Annotated in this window: 20 protein-coding genes; 5 read left to right on the top strand and 15 right to left on the bottom strand. The window is 62.4% G+C overall.

Features of this window, described 5'->3' with window-relative positions; genetic code table 11:
• Window positions 1–7 precede the first annotated feature (7 nt).
• Window positions 8–1,408 (top strand): basic amino acid/polyamine antiporter, encoded by a 1,401-nt coding sequence (locus ACM3N8_RS10560; protein ID WP_290017485.1) that lies wholly within the window; start codon window positions 8–10, stop codon window positions 1,406–1,408.
• A 76-nt stretch (window positions 1,409–1,484) separates the two neighbouring features.
• Here the strand turns inward: ACM3N8_RS10560 and ACM3N8_RS10565 are convergent, their stop codons facing one another.
• On the bottom strand, window positions 1,485–2,324 hold the full coding sequence (locus tag ACM3N8_RS10565; RefSeq protein WP_290017483.1) for a sterol desaturase family protein: 840 nt from the start codon (window positions 2,322–2,324) through the stop codon (window positions 1,485–1,487).
• Between the two features lie 143 nt (window positions 2,325–2,467).
• On the opposite strand from ACM3N8_RS10565, the gene ACM3N8_RS10570 reads away from it, so the two are divergent.
• Window positions 2,468–2,929, top strand: coding sequence for a DUF2059 domain-containing protein (locus ACM3N8_RS10570; RefSeq protein ID WP_290017482.1), 462 nt, complete (start codon window positions 2,468–2,470; stop codon window positions 2,927–2,929).
• Between the two features lie 76 nt (window positions 2,930–3,005).
• Here the strand turns inward: ACM3N8_RS10570 and ACM3N8_RS10575 are convergent, their stop codons facing one another.
• From ACM3N8_RS10575 to ACM3N8_RS10590, 4 genes are all read right to left on the bottom strand, one after another.
• On the bottom strand, window positions 3,006–3,749 hold the full coding sequence (locus ACM3N8_RS10575; RefSeq protein WP_042870747.1) for an amino acid ABC transporter ATP-binding protein: 744 nt from the start codon (window positions 3,747–3,749) through the stop codon (window positions 3,006–3,008).
• Complete coding sequence (locus ACM3N8_RS10580) at window positions 3,733–3,855, bottom strand: hypothetical protein (RefSeq protein ID WP_276325069.1); 123 nt, start codon at window positions 3,853–3,855, stop codon at window positions 3,733–3,735. The genes ACM3N8_RS10575 and ACM3N8_RS10580 overlap by 17 nt, the downstream gene beginning before the upstream one ends.
• Window positions 3,839–4,798 carry an amino acid ABC transporter permease gene (locus tag ACM3N8_RS10585; protein WP_290017481.1) on the bottom strand — a complete coding sequence of 320 codons (960 nt, stop codon included), beginning with the start codon at window positions 4,796–4,798 and terminating at the stop codon, window positions 3,839–3,841. Before ACM3N8_RS10585 ends, ACM3N8_RS10580 begins: the two co-directional genes overlap by 17 nt.
• Before the next feature lie 94 nt (window positions 4,799–4,892).
• Window positions 4,893–5,681 (bottom strand): transporter substrate-binding domain-containing protein, encoded by a 789-nt coding sequence (locus tag ACM3N8_RS10590; RefSeq protein WP_042870751.1) that lies wholly within the window; start codon window positions 5,679–5,681, stop codon window positions 4,893–4,895.
• A 499-nt stretch (window positions 5,682–6,180) separates the two neighbouring features.
• Here ACM3N8_RS10590 and ACM3N8_RS10595 point away from each other — a divergent pair, with 499 nt between their 5' ends.
• Window positions 6,181–7,314 carry a sensor domain-containing diguanylate cyclase gene (locus ACM3N8_RS10595; RefSeq protein ID WP_290017479.1) on the top strand — a complete coding sequence of 378 codons (1,134 nt, stop codon included), beginning with the start codon at window positions 6,181–6,183 and terminating at the stop codon, window positions 7,312–7,314.
• Between the two features lie 4 nt (window positions 7,315–7,318).
• Here the strand turns inward: ACM3N8_RS10595 and ACM3N8_RS10600 are convergent, their stop codons facing one another.
• From ACM3N8_RS10600 to ACM3N8_RS10635, 8 genes are all read right to left on the bottom strand, one after another.
• The gene (locus ACM3N8_RS10600; protein ID WP_290017478.1) at window positions 7,319–8,662 is read right to left on the bottom strand and encodes an MFS transporter; all 1,344 of its coding nucleotides are present in this window, start codon (window positions 8,660–8,662) and stop codon (window positions 7,319–7,321) included.
• A gap of 24 nt (window positions 8,663–8,686) precedes the next feature.
• Window positions 8,687–10,207, bottom strand: a complete 1,521-nt coding sequence (gene uhpB / locus ACM3N8_RS10605) for a signal transduction histidine-protein kinase/phosphatase UhpB (RefSeq protein ID WP_290017476.1) — start codon at window positions 10,205–10,207, stop codon at window positions 8,687–8,689.
• Entirely contained in the window at window positions 10,204–10,794 is a 591-nt protein-coding gene (gene uhpA / locus ACM3N8_RS10610) for a transcriptional regulator UhpA (protein WP_042036506.1), read from the bottom strand. Before uhpA ends, uhpB begins: the two co-directional genes overlap by 4 nt.
• Window positions 10,795–11,015: 221 nt before the next feature.
• Entirely contained in the window at window positions 11,016–11,411 is a 396-nt protein-coding gene (rnk, locus tag ACM3N8_RS10615; RefSeq protein WP_043137446.1) for a nucleoside diphosphate kinase regulator, read from the bottom strand.
• Between the two features lie 230 nt (window positions 11,412–11,641).
• Window positions 11,642–12,376: a substrate-binding periplasmic protein gene (locus ACM3N8_RS10620; protein WP_209428875.1), complete on the bottom strand. Its 735-nt coding sequence runs from the start codon at window positions 12,374–12,376 to the stop codon at window positions 11,642–11,644.
• 80 nt (window positions 12,377–12,456) lie between these two features.
• Window positions 12,457–13,140, bottom strand: coding sequence for a hypothetical protein (locus ACM3N8_RS10625; protein WP_290017475.1), 684 nt, complete (start codon window positions 13,138–13,140; stop codon window positions 12,457–12,459).
• A gap of 53 nt (window positions 13,141–13,193) precedes the next feature.
• Window positions 13,194–14,585: an alkaline phosphatase gene (locus tag ACM3N8_RS10630; RefSeq protein ID WP_290017474.1), complete on the bottom strand. Its 1,392-nt coding sequence runs from the start codon at window positions 14,583–14,585 to the stop codon at window positions 13,194–13,196.
• A 23-nt stretch (window positions 14,586–14,608) separates the two neighbouring features.
• A complete protein-coding gene (locus ACM3N8_RS10635) occupies window positions 14,609–16,000 on the bottom strand; it encodes an alkaline phosphatase (RefSeq protein ID WP_290017473.1) in 1,392 nt (463 codons plus the stop codon).
• A gap of 331 nt (window positions 16,001–16,331) precedes the next feature.
• Here ACM3N8_RS10635 and ylqF point away from each other — a divergent pair, with 331 nt between their 5' ends.
• Together ylqF and ACM3N8_RS10645 are read left to right on the top strand one after the other, a co-directional pair.
• On the top strand, window positions 16,332–17,282 hold the full coding sequence (ylqF, locus tag ACM3N8_RS10640; protein WP_043137435.1) for a ribosome biogenesis GTPase YlqF: 951 nt from the start codon (window positions 16,332–16,334) through the stop codon (window positions 17,280–17,282).
• Window positions 17,283–17,723: 441 nt separating this feature from the next.
• Window positions 17,724–18,872, top strand: a complete 1,149-nt coding sequence (locus tag ACM3N8_RS10645) for an MFS transporter (protein ID WP_416016065.1) — start codon at window positions 17,724–17,726, stop codon at window positions 18,870–18,872.
• Window positions 18,873–19,049: 177 nt separating this feature from the next.
• Here the strand turns inward: ACM3N8_RS10645 and ACM3N8_RS10650 are convergent, their stop codons facing one another.
• Window positions 19,050–19,958, bottom strand: a complete 909-nt coding sequence (locus ACM3N8_RS10650; protein ID WP_290064872.1) for a histone deacetylase — start codon at window positions 19,956–19,958, stop codon at window positions 19,050–19,052.
• Window positions 19,959–20,034: 76 nt separating this feature from the next.
• A complete protein-coding gene (locus ACM3N8_RS10655) occupies window positions 20,035–20,694 on the bottom strand; it encodes a DUF2057 family protein (RefSeq protein ID WP_416016066.1) in 660 nt (219 codons plus the stop codon).
• Between the last annotated feature and the right edge of the window lie 91 nt (window positions 20,695–20,785).

Consider the following 20,785-nt stretch of genomic DNA (forward strand, 5'->3'; position numbering starts at 1 on the left):
AGATCACATGAAAGAGAGCAAAATAGGCCTCTGGTCCCTCACCGCCCTGGTGTTCAGCTCCATGGTGGGGGCGGGCATCTTCAGCCTGCCCCAGAACATGGCCGAGGTGGCCGGTGCCCGCGCCGTGTTGATCGGCTGGGGTGTGACCGGGGTGGGCATCTTGGCGCTGGCCGCGAGTTTCCTCTATCTGTCGCGGCTCAGACCGGATCTCGATGGTGGCATCTATAGCTATGCCCGCGCCGGCTTTGGCGATCTGGTGGGCTTCTTCTCCGCCTGGGGTTACTGGCTGTGCGCCACCATAGGCGTGGTGGGCTATCTGGTGATCGCCTTCGCCGCCCTTGGCAGCTTCGTCGATACGCCAACCGAAATCTGGTTTGGCGAGGGCAACACCCTGGCGGCCTTCATCGGCGAATCCTGCATCCTCTGGGCCGTGCACCTGCTGGTGGCCCGTGGCGTGCAGCAGGCCGCCCTGTTCAATCTGGTGGCAACCCTGGCCAAGAGCCTGCCGCTGCTGCTGTTCATCCTGTTCGCCTGCTACTGGTTCGACCCTGTGACCTTCGCGGCGGATCAGGGGGGCAGCACGCTGGCTGTGCCGGTCCCCGAGCAGGTGCGCAACACCATGCTCATCACCCTCTGGGTCTTCACCGGCATCGAAGGGGCGGCCGTCCTGTCGGCCCGTGCGAGAAACAAGCGAGATGTGGGCACGGCCACAGTGCTGGGGGTGCTGCTGGCGCTGCTGCTCTATGTGCTCATCTCTGTGCTGGCGCTGGGGATATTGAGCCGCCCTGAGCTCGCGGCCCTGCCCAACCCCTCCATGGCGGGGCTGATGGCCCAGATGACAGGTTCCTGGGGCAAGCTGCTGATAAGCGTCGGCCTCATCGTCTCTGTGCTCGCCTCTTACGTGAGCTGGACCCTGTTCTCGGCCGAGGTGCCCTTCAGTGCGGCGCGCCACGGCGCCTTTCCGGCCATCTTCCGGCGCCAGAATCGCAACGGCACTCCCATAGCGTCGCTGTGGCTCACCAGCCTGACGGTGCAGGGCTGCCTGCTGCTGGTGTGGCTGCTCGGCAAGGGGTATACCAGCCTGCTGCTCATCTCCACCTCCATGATCCTGGTGCCCTACCTGCTGATCGGCCTCTTCCTGCTCAAACTCTCTTTGAGTGGTGAGGGCAACGGCCTGATGCGGACTGTAGCGCTGGTGTCGAGCGGCTACGGCCTCTGGCTGCTCTATGCCGCCGGGGTGGAATACCTGCTGCTCTCCTTGCTGCTGTACGGGCCGGGCCTGCTGCTGTTTCTCTACAGCCGCCGTCAGCTGGCTGGCGCCGAACGACTCAGTGGCCGCGAGCGACTGCTAGCCGGGATAACCCTGGTGAGCCTGCTTCCCGCACTCTGGTCATTTGCCCATGTCTGATCCGGGTCTGTGACTGGCAATGAAAGAGAGCGACCTGGTGGCGCTCTCTTTTTTTACTCTGCGGAAAGATTCTGATTCAGACGCTGCCGGGGCCAGCCGGTTTGCCAAACAGCACGCCGAGTTTCTGCTGCCAGGGGAGGCCACGGGCCTCGCGCAGCATGTCGCGCCACTCGTGGAAGGTGAGGGTGAGCGGATTGAAGCTGCGGATGGGCTTGGTGATGCCGAAACGGCAGGGCTCGGCGGGATCCTCTTCCACGAAGGTGCCAAACAGCCGATCCCAGATAATGAGCACGCCGGCGAAGTTGCGGTCTATGTATTTGGCATTGCTGGCGTGGTGCACCCTGTGGTGGGAGGGGGTATTGAAGACCCACTCAAGCCAGCCCAGCTTGCCCACCACCTGGGTGTGAACGAAGAACTGAAAACCCAGGCTGAGCAGCACGGTCGCCACCACGGCCTGGGGCGGGAAGCCGATGAGGATCATGGGGATCCAGAACAGCCACATGCCCGAGACAGGGTACATCAGACTCTGGCGAAAGGCGGTGGAGAGGTTGAGCCGCTCCGAGCTGTGATGCACCACGTGGGAGGCCCACAGCCAGCGCACATGGTGGCTGGCGAAGTGGAACAGCCAGTAACAGAGATCCTGCAACAAAAAGAGCAGCAAGATGCTCCAGAGATTGAGCTCTATGTCGAACAGGCGCCAGCCCCAGAGGGCGTCATACAGGTAGGCGATGGCGATGGCCGTCAGTGCATCGCCCCCCTGATGCATCAGGGCCAGGGTGGCGTTGGCGAACAAGTCTCGCCACTGGTAGGTGGCGGTGGGAAAGGCCGCCCCGTGCTTGCGCAGGTAGAGCATCTCCCAGCCGATAAAGGCCAGAAAGATAGGGGAGAGATAAAGCAGCAGCAGTTGCACATCCATGTCGGGCATCCGGTTTGACCAGTTGGGTTCCAGCATACCGAATGGATTTAAAATTTCATTAACATATTGCACCGCCATCTGGTGACTGGCCTGAATTTAAATTCAATGTAACCTGTTGTTTTTATATGGTTACTGAGGTGGTTATGCAATTGGTGAAAAGGGGGGTTGTCATCGCCTTGTTGTGGAGTGGCTGTGTGTGGGCCGATCCTGCTCAGGATCTGGTCAGCCTGATCAACAGCGAGCAGCAAGTGGAGCAGTTGCAGGCCCAGATGCAGGCACAGATGATACCGCTGATCATTCGGGGGGCGGGCGAACATGCACCGGAATTGGCCAAGCACCGCGATGTACTGGAGGCCTGGTTTGGCCGTTATCTCTCCTGGCCGGCCATGAGTACCGAGGTGGCCGCCATCTATCGCAAGCATTTCACCGACACCGAGCTCAAGGAGCTGATTGCCTTCTATCAGAGTCCGGTCGGGAAAAAATCCCTGGATACCATGCCGGCCATCTTTCAGGAGAGCTCGCTGGTGGGCAAATCCCTGGCCGAGCGCAACATGCCGGCACTGCAAACCATGCTGGATGAAGCAAAACGTCAAGCGGCAAAATAGACGCGGCGGGTTGAGTCTGTATCAGCGTGAAGAGGGAGCCATGGGCTCCCTCTTCTGTTTTCTACGGCTGTCAGCGTCAGAGCACCTGACTCAGGAACTGGCGCAGGCGCGGGGAGGGGGGATTGTCAAAGAAGTCGGTCGGCTTCTCATCCACCAGCAGCTCACCGTTTTCCATGAAGAGCACCCGATCCGCCACCTCGCGGGCGAAACCCATCTCGTGGGTCACCACCACCATGGTCATGCCCTCGCGGGCCAGCCCCTTCATCACGTCCAGCACCTCGCCCACCATCTCGGGGTCGAGCGCACTGGTGGGCTCATCGAACAGCATGATGCGCGGCTGCATGGCGAGTGCCCGGGCGATGGCCACCCGCTGTTGCTGGCCGCCGGAGAGCTGGGAGGGATAGCTCTCGGCCTTGTTCGACAATCCCACTTTCAGCAGCAGGGCCTTGGCCCTGTCCCGTGCATCGTTGCGCGACAGCCCGCGTACTTTCTGCGGGGCCAGGCAGATGTTGTCCAGCACGTTCAGGTGGGGGAAGAGGTTGAAGGACTGGAACACCATGCCTACCTCTTCCCGCAGTTTGTTGACGTCCCCCGGTTCGGTCAGGCTGATGCCATCGACCACTATGTTGCCGTCGTTGATGGTCTCCAGCTGGTTGAGGGTGCGCAGGAAGGTGGATTTGCCCGAGCCGCTCGGGCCCACTATCACTACCACTTCCCCTTCGGCCACCTGGGTGCTGACGTTTTTCAGGGCGTGCACCTCGGTGCCATAGAATTTCTCGACACCTGTCGCCTTGATGATGGGATCAGTTGCTGCGCGCATGTTTCACCTCCAGACGACGTACCGGGAAGGCGCGGGGCGTGCCTGTGATGGCAGCACTTCTCGACTCCTGTTGAGCCTTGATAATGGGATCAGTTGCTGCGCGCATATTTCACCTCCAGACGACGTACCAGGAAAGAGAGGGTGCCGGTCAACACCAGATAGAGCAGGGCTACGGTGAACCACACCTCGAACGGGCTGAAGGTGGAGCTGACCACCTCGCGCCCCGCCTTGGTGAGGTCCGTGATGGAGATGACAGACACCAGGGAGGAGTCCTTGATGAGGTTGATGAACTGGCCCGCCAGCGGCGGCAGCACCCGCTTGAACGCCTGGGGCAGTATGACGTAACGCATGGTCTGGGCCGAGGTGAGCCCCAGGCTGCGACCGGCCTCCATCTGCCCCTTGTGAATGGAGCTGATGCCGGCGCGCACGATTTCGGCCACATAGGCGCCGGTAAAGACGGCCAGCGCCGCGACCCCGGCGGTGAACCTGTCCAGGTTCAGCACTGTGCCGATGAAGAAGTAGACGATGAAGATCTGCACCAGCAGCGGCGTGCCGCGAATGAGCTCCACATAGGTGACAGCCAGATTGCGCAGGGCCGGGTTGGGGGAGAGGCGGGCCAGGCCTGCCAGGGTGCCGAGCAGGATGGCGAACACGCCCGCCACCAGAGAGAGCTTGATCGTGACCCAGACGCCCCAGGCGATGGGGCCCGCGGTCCAGGTGAGTTCGGTATCCAGGGTATCGCCCCGGAAGATGGTGTCCCCTTCGGCGACCTTCACCCCTGTGCTGGCGATGGCCTGGCGTTGATTGGGGTCGAGATCGTTTTGCAGGAACAGCTTGCCCTGTTCGGCGCTGGTGGTACCGGCGACCACTGTGCCGTCAAATTCGGCCAGGTTGTTCTGCTCCGCCTGATAGGCGATGTATTGGGGGATCCGCTCCCAGCGCCAGGTGTAATCCACGGACTGAACCGCTTTATAGATGCCGAATACGGCAGCCAGCAGCATCAGCAGGAAGACGCCGTGCCAGAGCAGCTTATTGGGTTGTTTTTCCATCTGTCTTGTTGGGTTGTGCACTGTCGCAACCTCGTTGTAGTTATTTATTGTGTGGGGATCTGCGTGAAGGGGCGGCAGGCCGCCCCTTGCGAGGTTACTTGAGCTGATTCAGCCAGGCGTTGGATTCGAACCACTTCTTGTAGAGGCGGTCGTAGCTGCCATCACCCTTGATCTGGCGCAGGTAGTTGTTGAACCAGTTGAGGGTGTCCTGGTCGCCCTTGCGGATGGCCCAGGCCAGGGGTTCGAAGGTGAACGGCTTGTCCAGGTGCACCACGGCGCCTGTGTTCTGGGAGGCGAAGATGGCGTTGTAGGGCAGGTCATAGACGAAGGCATCGACCTTGCCATTGATCACTTCCAGCTTGGCGTCATCCTGGGTTTCAAACTGCAGCAGGGTGGCTTTGGGGATCAGACGCTTGACCGCCTGCTCGCCCGTGGTGCCGAGCTTGACCGCGATCTTGTACTTGGGATCGTTGAGATCGCTGAAGGACTTGATCTCGCCAACCTTCTCCTTGCGCAGCACTATGGTCTGGCCCACGACTATGTAGGGATCGGCAAAGTTGACGCGCAGGTTGCGCTGAGGGGTGACTGTCATGCCGCCCATGATGACGTCGAACTTGTCGGTCAGCAGCGCCGGAATAATGCCATCCCAGGCTGTGTTGACGAACTCGACCTTCACGCCCATCTCCTTGGCGACCATCTTGGCAAGATCCACATCGAAACCTATGTACTGGCCCTGTTTGTTGGTCATTTCGAAGGGTTGATAGCCGGCGTCGAAGCCGACCCGCAGCACACCGCGCTCCAGCACGGCGTCCAGAGTGGAACTAGGCGCGGCACTGGCCAGCCCGCAAAACAGCAAGGTAGATAGAATGAGTTTTTTGATCATAAGTGACGTCTCTGTCGATGTTGTGTTCAGCCTTGAACCTGCTCCCGTGCGACTCCGTGGCACAAGAGACTGCTGCATCCGGCAACAGGCAAGACAGGATTATTGTCTTGGTTGAGGCAAAAGCCCCATATGAGATTCCATTTTCTGTGTGCTGAGTGAAAAATGTACCAAATTCCGATTGTGCCAGATGACTCAATAGGTTAGTGGCGCTTTTTCCCCGTGACTGCACTCATAAAATCACACGAAAACAACATATCTATCTAATGGAGCGGGTTCAAGTCCAAAATGCCCGCGGGACACTTTGTTACACCGAGCCCTCTCATCAGCAGTGCCAAACGTTACTCACCTTGCGGTGGGTCGCAGGATAGGGATTCTTATGGGGCATTTTTAGCGGAATTTTATGCAACAGGTGAACTTTTATTGAGGATTTACTCAGACGCCACTGGGTCTTGTTTTGCGCTTCAAATATACTCAGTTACCTTCGTTTAGTGGCACGGGTATGGACGCCTCAATACTGCTCAAGCTGGATGTATTCACCCTGATGATCATGGCCCTGGGTGGCTACAGCCTCGGTTTTATCACCCTCTCCATCATATGGTCGACCCACAGGGAGATCCCCGGACTCGGACTCTGGTGGTGGTCGAGTCTGTGCGCCCTGGCGGCCCAGAGTCTGTTCACTCTGCAGGCCTTCATGCCCAATCTGGCGGGGATCTGGCTGGCCAACCTGCTGATCACCGTCTGCCTCGCCCTGATGCCGCTGGCGCTGCAGCGCTTCTTCGGTACGCCCCTCAGCTGGCGTGCCACCGCCCTGTTCATGCTGATCTATGTGCTGATCCTGAGCTGGAGCATCTTGTTCAACGAACAGATGGCGCCCCGGGTATTGCTGGCCTGCCTGAGCTACATGGTGCTGGGGGCCGTGATAGTGCTGCTCATCTGGCGGCACGGCTATCCCGCCTACCTGCCCGCCGTGCTGGTGTTCACCGTGGTCAATATCCTGCTATACGGCTTCAACCTGATGCGGATGGGGTTTCTGCTGCAGGGGGATGCCCGGGTGCTGATGGATCAGAGCGGCGTCAATGTGCTGCCCTTTCTCTCCATGCTGATGGGCAGTTACCTCTCCACCTTCGGGGTGCTGCTGCTCTGTACCCAGTACCGGGCGCTGGCGCTGCGCCAGCAGGCCAGCCACGACTCCCTGACCGGTCTGCTGAACCGGCGCGGTTTTATGGAGCGGATGGCGGCGCGGCGGGTGAGCGAGTTTGGCGCCCTGGCGGTGCTGGATCTGGATGACTTCAAGCAGATCAACGATCGCCACGGCCACGAGGCGGGGGACAGGGTGCTGGCGGCCGTCGGTGCCTACCTGGGCGGACGGCCCGAGCTGGTGGCCAGCCGCTTTGGCGGCGAGGAGTTTGTTGTGCTGCTGCCGCAGGAGGATGAGCAAGCCCAGCAGGCGCGCTGCGAGCAGATATTGCAGGATCTGGCGGCGCTGGAGCTGGACGGCATCGGCATCACGGTCAGCATGGGGCTGGCGCGCTGCCAGCACGGCTGGCATTTCGACACCCTGTTCAGCCAGGCTGACGGCGCCCTCTATCAGGCCAAGCGGGAGGGCAAGAACCGGATCTGCCGCCTGGCCTGACGCCTCAAGGCGCCAACTCAGCTTCCGGGGACTGGGTGCGCGGCGCCTGGGCCTTGAGGAAGGGGAGCAGCAACAGGGCCGAGACCCCGGCCGCCACCGAGATCACCACGAAGAAGCCGTTCCAGTGCCAGATCTCCATCACCTTGGCCAGCGGATAACCCGACAGCGCCGCCCCCATGTAGGCGAACAGGCCGACGAAGCCGGTGGCGGCCCCCGCCGAGTTTTTGTGGGAGCACTCGGCCGCCGCCATGCCGATCAGCATCTGGGGGCCGAACACGAAGAAGCCGATGGTGAAGAAGCAGGCCGCCTGCATCACATAGCTGAAGAAGGGCATCAGCCAGAGCGACCCCACCGCCAGCAGTATCCCCACCGCGAAGATGAGGTTCATGGGCCCCCGGTTGCCGTTGAACAGCTTGTCCGATCCCCAGCCCGCCACCAGGGCGCCGATAAAGCCCCCCACCTCGAACATCGAAATGGCCGAGTTGGCGCTCATCAGGTTGAAGCCGCGCTGCTCCGTCATGTAGAGATTGCCCCAGTCGTTGATGGCGGTGCGCACCACGTAGACCAGCACGTAGCAGCAGGCCAGCAGCCAGATATAGGGGTTGCCGAGCACGTATTTGCGCAGTATCTGGCGAGGAGAGAGGCCCGCATCCTGGGTCTGCTGGGCGATCTCCAGCGCATCCTGGCGCCACTCGCCGACCGTGGGCAGCCCCATGGCACTCGGGGTGTCCCGCAGCCGCCAGCAGAGGAACAAGCCGGTCAGAATGGCGATGATGCCGGGCACTATCATGCCGTAGCGCCAGCCGTGTTGCAGGGCTAGGGTGCTGACGATGAGCGGGATCAGGGCCCCGCCCACGTTGTGGGCCGTGTTCCAGGCCGACCACCAGAAGCCGCGCTCGGTGCGCGAATACCAGCTGGTGAGCAGCTTGGAGCAGGGTGGCCAGCCCCAGCCCTGGAAGAAGGCGTTGGCGACCCAGAGTGCCGCAAACAGCCACAGCGACGAGGATAGGCCGAACAAGATGTTGATGACGCCGGTGGCCATCAGCCCCAGCCCCATGAAGTAGCGGGGGTTGGCGCGGTCGCTGATGATGCCTGAGAAGAACTTGGAGCAGCCGTAGGTGATGTAGAACAGGGTCCACAGCATGCCGATGTCGGACTTGTCCAGCATGCCGTCCGCCAGCATGTCCGGCATGGCGAAGTTGAAGCTCTTGCGGGTGAAGTAGAAGACCGCATAGCCCAGGTACATGGTCAGCAGAATGTGGAGGCGCCAGTGACGGTAGCTGGCATCGATCTCGGCCTGATCGCGGATGAGCGGCTGGGGCGGCGCGCTTCTCATGAAGCTCAGCATGCAGGGCCTCGCTGGATAAGGGGGTCAGCCATGAGGCTCCTCCCGTTTGCGATTGGGCAGGGCCACGGTCAGCTGGGTGCCGTGGATGCAGGAGAGTTGCAGGCTGCCGCCGAGGGCCTGCACCCGCTCGCGAATGCCGAGCAGGCCATACCCCTGTGGCGTGCGGTGCTCCGGCAGGCCGCAGCCGTCATCCTCCAGCAACAGCAGCAGGCGCTCTGCCTGGCGATGGGCGCGAATGGTGACCGAGCTGGCGTTGGCGTGTTTGACCACGTTGTTGAGCCCCTCCTGACAGACCCTAAACAGGGTGACCCGCTGGGCGTCGGAGAGCCCCTCGTCCGCCAGCTGCCACTCGAGCCGGGTGACGATACCGCGGCGCTCCAGCTCCAGCTCCCGCAGCAGGCCGCGCACCGCCTGCTCCAGACTCATGTCGTCGAGCTGGCGGGGACGCAGGCGACCGAGCAGGCCGCGTACCGCATCGTAGATACCGAGCGACAGGGTTTCGATGAGGGCGCTGCTCTGGCCGACCCCGGCGTTGTCCGGCGCGAGACGCCGTACTATGCCGGCCTGGGTGCGGATGGCGGTGATGGTCTGGCCAATGTCGTCGTGCAGCTCGCGGGCCACCTCCTTGCGGATGCTCTCCTCGGTTTCCAGCAGCCGCTCTGTGAGCTGGCGGTTGTGGGCGAGCTGGCGGGTCAGCGCCTGATTGAGCTCGCGCTGGCGCTGGATGCCGGCCCCCAGCAGCAGGCCAGTCAGGCTCTGGGCCAGCAGGGAGAGCAGCAGATCCAGCGGGTGTTCGTGCCAGGCCTGGCCCGCCATCAGGGCGACCGTGTTCATCAGGGTGGCGAGCAGGGCCCCCTGCCAGCCGTAGCGCCAGGCCATGGCCATGATGGGAATGGCGAGGCAAAACGGGGTGAAGCGCACCAGCGAGTCCGGCAGGCCGAGCTGCAGCCAGAGGCTCAGCACGAACAGCAGCAGATACCAGACCAGATGACGAAAGCGCCAGTCCACCGGTTGATCCACCAGCGCCGGCCCGAGCGGCACCCAGGTGGCGCGGGTGAGGTAGTGCCAGATCAGCATGCAGGTGGAGGTGAGGGTCAGGCCGCCGGTCAGGGTGAGCAGCAGGGCTGTGAGGCCATCTTCCCCGGCCAGATGCCAGAGCAGGGATTGCAGCAGCGCCGCCACAGTGACGGTGGCGAGCAGCACCAGCAGCTGTTGCCAGTCGTTGCGCACCTGCTGGCGGCGGGCGATGAGCAGCGGCAGCAGGGTGAGCAGGCTGCCCGCCTGGATCAACGGCCACAGCGGCAGCCCTACCTCCTGATTGAGCCAGTAGAGCAGCAGGGATTCACACAGCAGCAGCGGCGGCCAGTAGGCGATCGGGCTTTGCAGCAAGAGGCCCAGGCGCAGGCCAAACGGGAACAGCAGCGCCGCCAGTATGGGGGATCCCGCCAGATGCAGGCTGATGCTCCACAGGCAAAACCAGCCGGCGGCAAAGATGAAGCAGGCCGCCAGCGAGATGGCGACATAGCTGGCGAGACGGGAGATCACCAGCTGTCCAGCATGCGGTGGGCCAGCTCCACGTTGTTGCTGACTTTCAGTTTGTCCATCAGGTTGGCGCGGTGCACGTGCACCGTCTTGGGGGAGAGGCCGAGCTGTTCGGCGATGGCTTTGACCTCCAGCCCCCGCGCCAGCAGCTGCGCCACTTCCCGCTCCCGGTTGGTGAGGGGATCCTGACTGTTGCAGGCCAGCTTGTGGGCTATGTCCGGGGTCAGGTAGCAGCCACCGTGGGCGGCGGTGCGCACTGCGGCGATCAGCTCATCCGGGCTGCAGCGCTTGGAGAGAAAGCCCTTGGCACCGGCCTGCAGCGCCTGCTCGATCAATGCCGGACTGTCGTGCACCGACAGCATCACCACGGCGAGGCCGGAGGGGAGGCGCTTGAGCAGGTCCAGCCCGGATTGATCCGGCATTGAGATGTCGCACACGCACAGCTGCACGCCGCTGCCGGGCAACCCGGCGAGGGCGTCGGCGGCCGAGCCGAATTCGGCCACGACCTTGAGGTCGGGCTCGAGATTGAGCAACTGGGCAAAACCGGAGCGGACGATCTGGTGATCGTCGATGAGGGCAATCTTTATCATGATGTCAGCCTGAAATCTGCGGCCAGGGTGCTGGCGCGGCCAACAAGATACCTGCCGCCTCGCTCGGGCTCAAGAGGAAGGGCGCATTGTGGTCGGTATGGTGGGCGCTTCTGCCCCAAAGCTTGATCGGGATCAGGGAGGGGATGGCTTTGCACCCGGCCCAGGCCGGGGAGAACACGCGCCGTCCCCGTGGTGCTCGGGGCGGCGCGTGCCCGTGGCGGCTAGCGGTGCAGCTCGCCTGCACGTTCCGGTTGATAGACCACTTCCAGGATCTCGACCTGGATGGTGCGACCGGCGGGGCCCGGCCAGGCGATGCTGTCGCCCACCTTCAGCCCGAGCAGGGCGCTGCCGACCGGAGCCAGCACGGAGATTTTTGACTCATCCCCCTGCACATCCTTCGGATAGACCAGAGTCAGGCAGAAGTCGTTGCCGCTGCTCTGCATCTTGAAGCGCACCGTGCTGTTCATGGTCACCACGTCCGGCGGCATGTCGGCCGGCTCGCGCATCTCGGCGCGGTCCAGCTCCTCCTGCAATGCCAGGTGCTGCGGGTGGTTGCCGAGCAGTTGCTCGATGCGATCGAGATCCAGGCTGGAAATCACGAGATGAGGTCTTTGCATAGGATATTCCTTATCAATGGGTCATATGACCAGGATGGCGGGCAAGCTGGTCGCAAAAGGGGGGTCGATACGAAAAAACAGATCGGGAACGCATGCCCCCGAACGACTCGCTGTCAGGGGCGAGGGCGGGGGCTCAACGGGGTGTGAGCTGGCTTGGAAAAATCATGAACGCTTTCATGGGGATACCATAACCATTCTGGACTGCTTTGGCAATTATCCTGATAGGCTTGTCAGGGGGCCTGATAATCGTACTGCTTGATGATGCGCGCCAGGCTGCCATCGTCGCGCATGGCGAGAATGGTCTTGCGCCAGCGCAGCGCTTCGGCAGGGGGAAAGCGGGGGCTGGCGGCAAGGTAGAGTGCCGTCTGTTGCAGGGTGTCGCCGCGCACCAGATCCGCCAGCGGCAAGCCGGCCTGCTGCTGATTGTAGCGGGCGCTGTTCCAGGCCACGGCCCAGCCCTGAATGCGATCCAGCGCCAGCTTGCTGGCATTGCTGACCTCCTCGGCCACCACGTCCTGTTTCACCTGGCCAAGCGGCTGGATCAGGCTCTGGCCATAGGATCCGCGCATCACCCCTATGGTCAGGCCGGGCAGTGCCTTGACCGAGAGTGGCTCGGGGTGGTGCTGGCGATGGCTGACCAGCACGAAGGCTTCGTCCAGCAGGGGGGCAATCCAGAGAAAAAGCGGCTCGCGCTGGGGGCTTTTGACCGGTGGCACCAGCAAGACGTTCTGGCGATGGCGGGTCTGGCTGAGGGCGCGGGCCAGCGGCATCAGCTCTATGGTCAGCGGCTCCTTGAGGCGGCGGGCGGCTTCCTCCAGCACCTCTATGGCCATGCCGCTCGGGGCGCCCTGATAGGAGCGGATGACATAAGGGGGGATCTCGGCCGCGATGACCACAACGGCATGGGCCTGAATGGCCGGAAAGAGCAGGCTGCAGCACAGCAGCATGAGAACGGGAATGCGCATAGGAGACCGGATCAGGGATGAGTACACAGAGTGTAACATCCCGTTACCGCAAGTCAGCTCACCCCATTCAGGGTGGCGCGTCAGTCGAAGAAATCCCTCAGATCCAGGGTCTGGTAGCCCTGCAGCTGCTGCCAGGGCAGCTGCTTTGGCAAGGGCTTGAGGGTCACCTCCATCCGGTAGCTGCGATAGCCGTCCAGGCTTGCCGACTCCACCACCAGCGGCAACTGCCAACGGCTTGACCAGAGGATGCGGGTGCGCTGCTTGCCCTCGCGCCCTTCATACCAGCGCGCCTGCTCGGGGGCGGCCTCATCGAGGGGCGTCATCCCTTGCAGCAGGGCCGGGTTGACGAGGTAGCGGATCCGCTCCCAATCCGGCTTGAAGGCCACCTGGCCATACTCTTCCTCCGGCACCTCCACCAGCTGGTTGTGCCAGCTGTCGGCGTAGCGCAGTTGCAGCTCCCCCTGTGCGTCGCGGGTCACCCAGCGCGCCGCCATCTGATGGGTGAAGTGCTTGTGGCCCGGGTTGGCATCGTGGGTGGCGTGATAGGCGCGTGCCAGCGGCAGCGGGATCAGCCGCTGGCTCCACACCTGGTTGCCGACCCGCATCCACTTCTCCTGCCAGCTGTTTTCCTTGGCGATGCCATCGCTGCTGGTGACCCTGTCGTGATAGCTGATCCGGGCGGCCAGATCGGGGGTCTCCTCGGCATGAGCCTGAAAGGAGAGGGCGCTGCCAAGCAGCCATAACGGAAGTAACAGTCGCATCATGCTTGATCGCTCGAAAGAGCAGGGCCCGGGTTCAGGAACCCGGGCCCTGCCGCTTACAGGCCGAGCGCCTCCCGCAGTTTGCCGAACACCTTGGTGTTGTCCAGCGTGCCCTTGAAGCGGCTGCTGCCGGCGCCGTCCGCGAACAGCATGACGTCGCCGCCGCCGTGGGTCTCGGAGCCCAGCTTGACGCCCGTCTCCTGCAGGTAGTCATCCGCCATCACCTCATCGCTGGTGAGGGTGGGGCGCACCGCCGGGCGGTTGGGGCCGTTGCCGAACACTAGCGTGGTGAAGGGTTTGCCATCCACGTCGTTCTGGGTCGAGCCGTCGGCGTTCTTGACCAGATCCAGCACCTTGTTGCCCTTGGCGGAGTAGCCGTTGATGGTCATGGTGTGGTCGTGGTCGGCGGTGACCACGATCAGGGTATCTTTCAAGTCCACCTTGCCGAGCGCCGTCTTGACCGCTTCATCCAGCGCCACCGCATCGGTCAGCGACCGCTTGGCATTGGTGCCGTGCAGGGCGTGGTCGATGCGGCCCCCTTCCACCATCAGGAAGTAGCCCTGGCTGTTCTGGCTCAAGAGATCGATCGCCTTGGCCGTCATCTCCGACAGGGACGGCTGGGTATTGGCAGCCCCCTTGGCGACGCGGTCCAGCTCGTAGTCGAGGTGGGACTTGGCGCTGAACAGGCCGAGCAGCTTGCCACTGCTGATCTTGGCCAGATCGCTCTGGGTGGTGACATAGCTGTACCCCTGGGCGGTCAGCTCGGCGGTGAGATCCCGGCCATCGGCGCGGCCGCCCTTGTTGCTGGCGCTGTAGGGGGTCCAGTGATTGGCACCGCCCCCCATCAGCACGTCCACCCCATCCCCGAGGGCGGCGTTGAAGCCGGCCCCGCCCGGTACCGCCTGCTCGGCGATGGCATAGGCGGCATCCCGGTGGCAGATATGGGCATAAGTCGCGGCCGGGGTGGCATGGGTCAGCTCAGTGGTGGTGACGGCGCCGACCGACTTGCCCGCCGCCTTGGCCAGCTCCAGTATGCTGGGCACAGGCGTGCCGTTGTCGCTGGTGCAGTTGTTGATGCCCTTGTTGCCGTTGACATCCTTGGCCGGAGCGACGGCCCTGGTGTCGCTGCTCATGGCGATCACCTCGTTGTTCATCTTGACGCCCGTGGTGTAGGCCGCCATGGAGGGGGCCGAATCCGTGGTCTGGGCATCGTTGGAGAAGGTCTTGATGCGGGCGCTGCGTGGCAGCTTCATCATCTCGAGATCCCCCTCTTCACCCACCTTGAACAGGCGGGTGGCGGTGAGCACAGTGGGGCCCATGCCGTCACCGATGAACAGGATGACGTTTTTGGCATCGCTGGCCTGGGCCTGGGCAAAGGAGCCGAGGGCGGTGAGCAGGGCGGTGCAGACGAGGGTTCTGTGCAGGTTGTTTTTCATGGTTCTTTTCATGGATCCTTTCATGGGAATGCTCCTTACAGCCCGGCTGCAGCCTTGACCTTGCCAAAGACGGCGGTGTTGTCGAGTGAGCCGTGGAAGCTGTCTGCTCCCTGGCCGATGGCGCCGAGGAAGACATCGGTGCCGCCATGGGTCTCGTTGCCGATCTCGCCCACCTTGACCACCACCTCCTGGTGATAGTCGTTGGCGGAGACGGTGGCGTCATCCAGCGCGGCGACGTTGCTGCGCGGGCCATCCACCCGGTTGTAGCCGTTGCCAAAACCGATGATGGTGTAGGGCATGCCATCGCTATCCTTGCTCGGTTCGCCTGTCTCGTAGTTCCTCACCAGCCCGAGCACGCCCGGGTTGTCGGCCGTGGTCTTGCCAGTGCGCTTGGCATAGCCGTTGAGCACCAGGGTATGGTCATGGTCGGCGGTGACCACTATCAGGGTGTTTTTCAGCTCGGGGTCGGTTTTCTTCACCTCGTCGATGGCGGCCTTGATGGCGTTGTCGAAGGCGAGGGTATCTTGCAGGGCGCGCTTGGCGTTGGTGTCGTGCAGGGCGTGATCGATGCGTCCCCCTTCCACCATCAGGAAGTAGCCCTTCTCTTTATCCTTGAGCTGCTTGATGGCAGCCAGGGTCATCTGGGTAAGGGAGGGCTCGCTGGCGGGCCTGTCCAGGTCATATTTCATGTGGCTCGCCCCAAACAGCCCAAGTAGCGGCTTGCCCGCCTCGGCCTTGTTCAGCTCGTCCAGGTTGCTGGCGAACTGGTAGCCCTTGGCCTGCATCTCGCTGATGAGGTTGCGGCCATCCTCCCGCTTGCCCTTGTCGGCTTTTGGCAGGAAGAAGCCGCTGCCACCGCCGAGTACCACGTCCAGCCCCTCTTTCAGGGCGCCGTTGTAACCGGTGCCGCCCGGCACCAGCTGGACGGCGATGTCATTTTCCAGATCCCGGTTGCAGATGTGGGCATAGGTGGCGGCCGGGGTGGCGTGGGTGACCCGGGTGCTGGTGATCACACCTGTGCCGCGGCCATCGGCCTTGGCCAGCTCCAGCAGTGTGGTGACCGGCTTGCCGGCACTCTTGCTGCAGTCGCTCTCATAGGTGGCATCGCCGTCCATGCTGATGACACCGTTATTGCTCTTGACCCCTGTCATGTAGGCTGCCATGGAAGGGGCCGAGTCTGTGACCTGGGAGTCGTGGGAGAAGGTCTTGATGAAGGCCGTCTCCGGCAGGGTGTCTATGGTGAGACTGCCCTCTTCCCCGACGCCATAGATGCGGGCCGCGGTCAGGGTGTTGAGGCCCATGCCGTCACCGAGGAAGAAGATGACGTTCTTGGCGCCGGGTGCCGGAGTGTCGCTGTCGTTGTTGGAGTTGCAGCCGGCGGCCAGGGCGGCGCCGATCATCAATGCAAGTCCTGCCATTTTTCTCATTGGGGTTCGCTCCTTGTAAAACCTGAGCGAAGCCTAGAGGGATCAGATGACACTTTTAGTGGCTATCGATGACAATCCGGTGAAGGCAGGGTTTGAATGTGATGTTGTATCAATCAGTTATCTGCAAATCTCGGGCGAGTGACGCCAAGGTCTTCGCTGGCGGCAAGGGGGCGCGATCCTTGGTGGTTTGCGCTCATGAGGCTAGAATGGCCTGTCAAATCCGGGCATCCACAGGTAAAATACGCCCCCTTGCGACGCCTGACGTCCGCCATTGCCCGCCGCTCGTTCCATAGCAAGCCAGCGCCCGCAGCCCCTACAGAGAGTAACGGATATGTCCATCAACTGGTTCCCCGGCCACATGCACAAGGCCCGCAAAGAGATTGCCGAGGTCATGCCCCAGGTCGATGTCATCATAGAGATGCTCGATGCCCGCATCCCCTTCTCCAGCGAAAACCCGCTGGTGCCCGAGTTGCGCGGTGATACCCCTGTTATCAAGGTGCTGAACAAGGCCGATCTCGCCGACCCCGAGATCACGGCGCTGTGGGTGGCCCACATGGAAAAAGAGAAGGGGATCAAGGCGCTGCCGCTGACCCAGCAGGAGCCGGAGAAGATCAAGCAACTGCTGACCCTGTGCCACGAGATGCTGCCGGAGCGCAACTTCGACCTGCGCGGGGTGCGCGCCATGATCATGGGCATTCCCAACGTGGGTAAATCCACCCTGATCAATACCCTGGCCGGGCGCATCATCGCCAAGACAGGCAACGAGGCGGGGGTGACCAAGTCCCAGCAGCGGATCAAGCTCGACAACAACGTCATCCTGACCGATACCCCGGGCTTCTTGTGGCCCAAGCTCAACCCGCCCTCCTGCGGCTATCGGCTGGCGATCACCGCCGCCATCAAGGACACGGTATTCGACTACGCCGACATCGCCATGTTTGCCGCCGATTACTTCATCAAGGCCTATCCGGAGCGTGTCAAGGCGCGCTACCAGATAGCCGATCTGCCGGAAACCGAGATCGAGCTGCTGGAGCTGATCGCCCGCCAGCGCGCCTTCATGCGCAAGGGCGGCCTGGCCGATCTGCACAAGGCGTCCGAGATCCTGGTCAACGAGTTCCGCGCAGGCTTCTTGGGTCGCATCTCGCTGGAAACCCCCGAGATGGTGAGCGCCGAGATAGTGGCGGCCGAAGAGGACGCGGCGCAGAAGGCCAAGGAGAAGGCCGAACGGGAAGACGAGCGTCAGGCGCGCGCCCGTCGCAAGTACGCCAGGAAGCGTCAGAAATAGCCGCTATTGTGCTTTATATAAAGAAGAGGCGACCCCGGGGTCGCCTCTTCTTTTAGGGCGTTCAGGGTCAGCAGAGGCGCCAGGCAAGCCAGTGGTGCACCCAGGTCGACATGATGGTGTACCCCTCGAACCGGTAGCCGTTACCGGCCACTGTTTGTTTTTCCCGTCTGCTCTTGAGCGCCAGCAGCCCGTCGCCACACTCACGGCGTCGCTAAAGGTTGATGACGATGATCGACCGACCGACCATGGCCCGCCATGGCGGCCAAAGATCCGGTTAATCAAGGGGATAAGCCTGATGTCGAGAGGGTGTCGTGCGGTGCCGATCAACGCGGCAACGCCTGCGCGAAGAAAAACATCGCCTGCGCGATTTCAGGCCGATTGACAATGCCGTTGGCGGTGGCATGATGCGCTCGCATTTTGACTCTCCTCACGGTTTTATCCATGACCACATACACCCGGCCAGTGCTGTTGTTGCTCTGCGGCCTGCTGCTGCTGACCCTGGCCATCGCGGTGTTGAACACGCTGGTACCGCTCTGGCTTGCCCATGACAATCTGCCGACCTGGCAGGTGGGCATGGTCGGCTCCTCCTATTTCAGCGGCAACCTGTTGGGAACCCTGCTGGCGGGGGCGCTGATCAAGCACTGCGGGTTCAACCGCAGCTACTACCTGGCGTCCGTCCTCTTTGCCGCAGGCTTTGTCGGCTTGGGGCTCACCCTTGGCTTCTGGAGCTGGCTTATCTGGCGATTCATCGCCGGCATTGGCTGCGCCATGATCTGGGTGGTGGTGGAGAGCGCGCTGATGTGCAGCGGCAATGCGCGCAATCGCGGACGGCTGCTGGCCGCCTACATGATGGTTTATTACCTGGGAACCGTGCTCGGGCAACTGCTGGTCAGCAAGCTGCCGACCGGCCTGATGGATGTACTGCCCTGGGTGACCGGTCTGGTATTGGCGGCTATCCTGCCGCTGCTGTTCACCCACATCGTCAGTGAGCGCAGCGAACAGCAGGGGGCAACCCGGGTCTGGCCTATGCTGCGCCTGCGGCAGGCGCGGCTCGGGGTCGATGGCTGCATCATCTCCGGCATGGTATTGGGGTCGCTGTATGGCTTGATGCCGCTCTATCTGAACCACCGAGGAGTGAGTGATGCCGGCATTGGCTACTGGATGGCGGTGATGGTGAGCGCGGGCATCCTGGGGCAGTGGCCGGTGGGCCGTCTGGCGGATCGGTTCGGGCGCCTGCCGGTGCTGCGGGTTCAGGTGTCGGTGGTGATCCTGGGCTCTGTGGCCATGCTCGGCACAGTGGCGATGGGCCCGGCGCTGTTCATCCTTGGGGCCGCGGGTTTTACGCTCTACCCGGTCGCCATGGCGTGGGCCTGCGAGAAGGTCGAGCACCATCAGCTGGTGGCGATGAACCAGGCGCTGCTGCTGAGCTACACCATAGGCAGTCTGCTCGGCCCGGCCTGTACCGCACTCTTGATGCAGCACTACTCGGATAATCTGCTGTTCATCGTGATCGCTGGTGTGTCGTGCATTTATCTGCTGATGTTGCTGCGCAAGCTGGGTGAACATCCGACGCCGGTGGCCCACGCCTGACGCTGCTCGCGCATCGATGTGCAGTGCATGACGCGTTCACGGGTCGGCCTTGCTCATGGTGACCTCGGCACGGCGAAGTCATGCTGCACATTAAAGAAGAGGCGGCCCCGGGGCCGCCTCTTCTTTTACGGGAACCCACTTTTACAGGAACCCAGATTTGGTCAGCAACCGGACCCTTTATGGCGCGTCCTGACCGAAGCGACGGTGCGCCTCCTCGAACAGGGAGAGGTGCAGCGGGATCAACTGCTGCCAGTCGCGCCGATAACCGCCGCCCGGTACGGCCGCAATGGGCAGTCCGTGCCGGTACGCGTAGTCAAATACCATGGCATCGCGCTGGCGCACCCCCTCGTCGCTCAAGGCGAGATAGCCGAGCTCGTCGCCCTGGTGCACATCGACCCCGGCCTGATAGAGGATGAGGTCGGGGGCATAGAGCCGCAGCGCCAGGTTGAGCGCCTCTGTCAGCGTGGTGAGGTAGGCATCGTCCGCCATGCCGCTTGGCAGGGCAAAGTCCATGTGGGAGGCGGGCTTGTGGCGGGGGAAGTTGTGCTCCCCGTGCAGGGAGAGGGTGATGATGTCGCGCCGGCCCAGGCACAGTGCTGCACTGCCATCCCCTTGATGTACATCGAGATCGACGATCAATACCTGCTCGCAGCGCCCTTCGTCCAGACAAACCTGGGCGGCGATCACCAGATCGTTGAACAGGCAGAAGCCGCTGCCAAAGTCCCGATGGGCATGGTGATAGCCGCCGGAGATCTGCAGGCCGCAACCCTGTTCGAGGGCATGGCGGCTGGCGGCAAGGGTGGCGCCCACCGAGCGCAAGGTGCGTTCAATGAGCATGGGGGACCAGGGGAAGCCGAGCTGGCGGATGGCGCCGGTATCGAGGGTACCGGCGAGGGCAGCATCCACATAGGCGGCACTGTGCACCCTTTTTATCTGCTCAGGGGTGGCTACTGCGGCTTCTGCCAGCGGATAACCGAGGCTGCCGAGGCGCTCAAACAGCGCCTGATACTTGGCCAGCGGGAAGCGGTGGCGCTCGGGCAGGGTCAGGGCTGAGTAGAGAGGGTGATAAAAGATGCGCAGTGACATGAAAGCAGGGCCTTGGCGGATATGAAGAAGGGGAGCCAGGCTCCCCTTCTTGCACCAGATGGCATTCAATACGCCATTACTGCTGCTGAATAACCCAGATCTGGAAGGCTTTGCGGGTTTCTGCATCGGCCTTGTTGTACCAGCTCTGCAGCTGGGTCAGGGCTTCCGGGTTGCTCTGAACCTTGCTCGGGGCAACCTGGACCGGCGCGCTGGCGGCGGCCATGACGGCGGCGCTGGAGACGGCGACCGTGGCTGGCTGGTTGAAGGCCTTGCCCATGCCCAGCAGCTCTTGCTGATAGTCACGGGTCAGCTGGAAGCCTTCGACTTTCGGCAGCACGAACTGTTCGCTGGAAACGACTTGACCGCTGCTCTTGTCTTTCAGGACCACTTTTTGATCCTTGACGAACTGCTTGGCTTCGGTTTCGTTGCGCGGCTTCTTGTAATCCAGCACCAGTTTCTGGTTGTCGGCGGCGGTGAAGTTGATCACCAGCGGCTCGGCGGTCACCAGCTTGGTGTCGCTGCGGCTGGAGTAGTTGCCTTCGAAGGCGACGACCAGCTGATGATCACCCGCCTTGATGGGGTAGGTGCTGGTCTTGTCGAGCAGCTTGGGATTGATGGACTGACCATCGATCAGCTGGACGACATAGGGGTTGGTGACTTCCAATTGGGCATCGGCCAGGGCACTACCTGCCCACAACAGACCAGCCAGGGCCGGCACCAGAACAGTCAGTTTCATTTCATCTCCTTGAACAGTCAGGCGAGTGCCCACTGAAAAACAGGGGCTCATTTTTACAGGTTTGCCCAAGGGCAGCAATAGGCGTTTATGA

This window comes from Aeromonas sp. A04 (assembly GCF_047780465.1).
Lineage (GTDB): Bacteria > Pseudomonadota > Gammaproteobacteria > Enterobacterales > Aeromonadaceae > Aeromonas > Aeromonas bestiarum.

Excerpts from the sequence above, each read along its gene's own strand:
- ACM3N8_RS10620 (WP_209428875.1), bottom strand. The coding sequence starts at position 12,376 with ATGCGCATTCCCGTTCTCATGCTGCTGTGCTGCAGCCTGCTCTTTCCG.
- ACM3N8_RS10575 (WP_042870747.1), bottom strand. The coding sequence starts at position 3,749 with ATGCGCGCAGCAACTGATCCCATCATCAAGGCGACAGGTGTCGAGAAA.
- uhpA (WP_042036506.1), bottom strand. The coding sequence starts at position 10,794 with ATGATAAAGATTGCCCTCATCGACGATCACCAGATCGTCCGCTCCGGT.
- ACM3N8_RS10645 (WP_416016065.1), top strand. The coding sequence starts at position 17,724 with ATGACCACATACACCCGGCCAGTGCTGTTGTTGCTCTGCGGCCTGCTG.
- ACM3N8_RS10635 (WP_290017473.1), bottom strand. The coding sequence starts at position 16,000 with ATGAGAAAAATGGCAGGACTTGCATTGATGATCGGCGCCGCCCTGGCC.
- ACM3N8_RS10585 (WP_290017481.1), bottom strand. The coding sequence starts at position 4,798 with ATGGAAAAACAACCCAATAAGCTGCTCTGGCACGGCGTCTTCCTGCTG.
- ACM3N8_RS10630 (WP_290017474.1), bottom strand. The coding sequence starts at position 14,585 with ATGAAAAGAACCATGAAAAACAACCTGCACAGAACCCTCGTCTGCACC.
- ylqF (WP_043137435.1), top strand. The coding sequence starts at position 16,332 with ATGTCCATCAACTGGTTCCCCGGCCACATGCACAAGGCCCGCAAAGAG.
- ACM3N8_RS10565 (WP_290017483.1), bottom strand. The coding sequence starts at position 2,324 with ATGGATGTGCAACTGCTGCTGCTTTATCTCTCCCCTATCTTTCTGGCC.
- rnk (WP_043137446.1), bottom strand. The coding sequence starts at position 11,411 with ATGCAAAGACCTCATCTCGTGATTTCCAGCCTGGATCTCGATCGCATC.
- ACM3N8_RS10590 (WP_042870751.1), bottom strand. The coding sequence starts at position 5,681 with ATGATCAAAAAACTCATTCTATCTACCTTGCTGTTTTGCGGGCTGGCC.
- ACM3N8_RS10655 (WP_416016066.1), bottom strand. The coding sequence starts at position 20,694 with ATGAAACTGACTGTTCTGGTGCCGGCCCTGGCTGGTCTGTTGTGGGCA.
- ACM3N8_RS10625 (WP_290017475.1), bottom strand. The coding sequence starts at position 13,140 with ATGATGCGACTGTTACTTCCGTTATGGCTGCTTGGCAGCGCCCTCTCC.
- ACM3N8_RS10595 (WP_290017479.1), top strand. The coding sequence starts at position 6,181 with ATGGACGCCTCAATACTGCTCAAGCTGGATGTATTCACCCTGATGATC.
- ACM3N8_RS10580 (WP_276325069.1), bottom strand. The coding sequence starts at position 3,855 with ATGCGCGCAGCAACTGATCCCATTATCAAGGCTCAACAGGAGTCGAGA.
- ACM3N8_RS10570 (WP_290017482.1), top strand. The coding sequence starts at position 2,468 with ATGCAATTGGTGAAAAGGGGGGTTGTCATCGCCTTGTTGTGGAGTGGC.
- ACM3N8_RS10600 (WP_290017478.1), bottom strand. The coding sequence starts at position 8,662 with ATGCTGAGCTTCATGAGAAGCGCGCCGCCCCAGCCGCTCATCCGCGAT.
- ACM3N8_RS10650 (WP_290064872.1), bottom strand. The coding sequence starts at position 19,958 with ATGTCACTGCGCATCTTTTATCACCCTCTCTACTCAGCCCTGACCCTG.
- ACM3N8_RS10560 (WP_290017485.1), top strand. The coding sequence starts at position 8 with ATGAAAGAGAGCAAAATAGGCCTCTGGTCCCTCACCGCCCTGGTGTTC.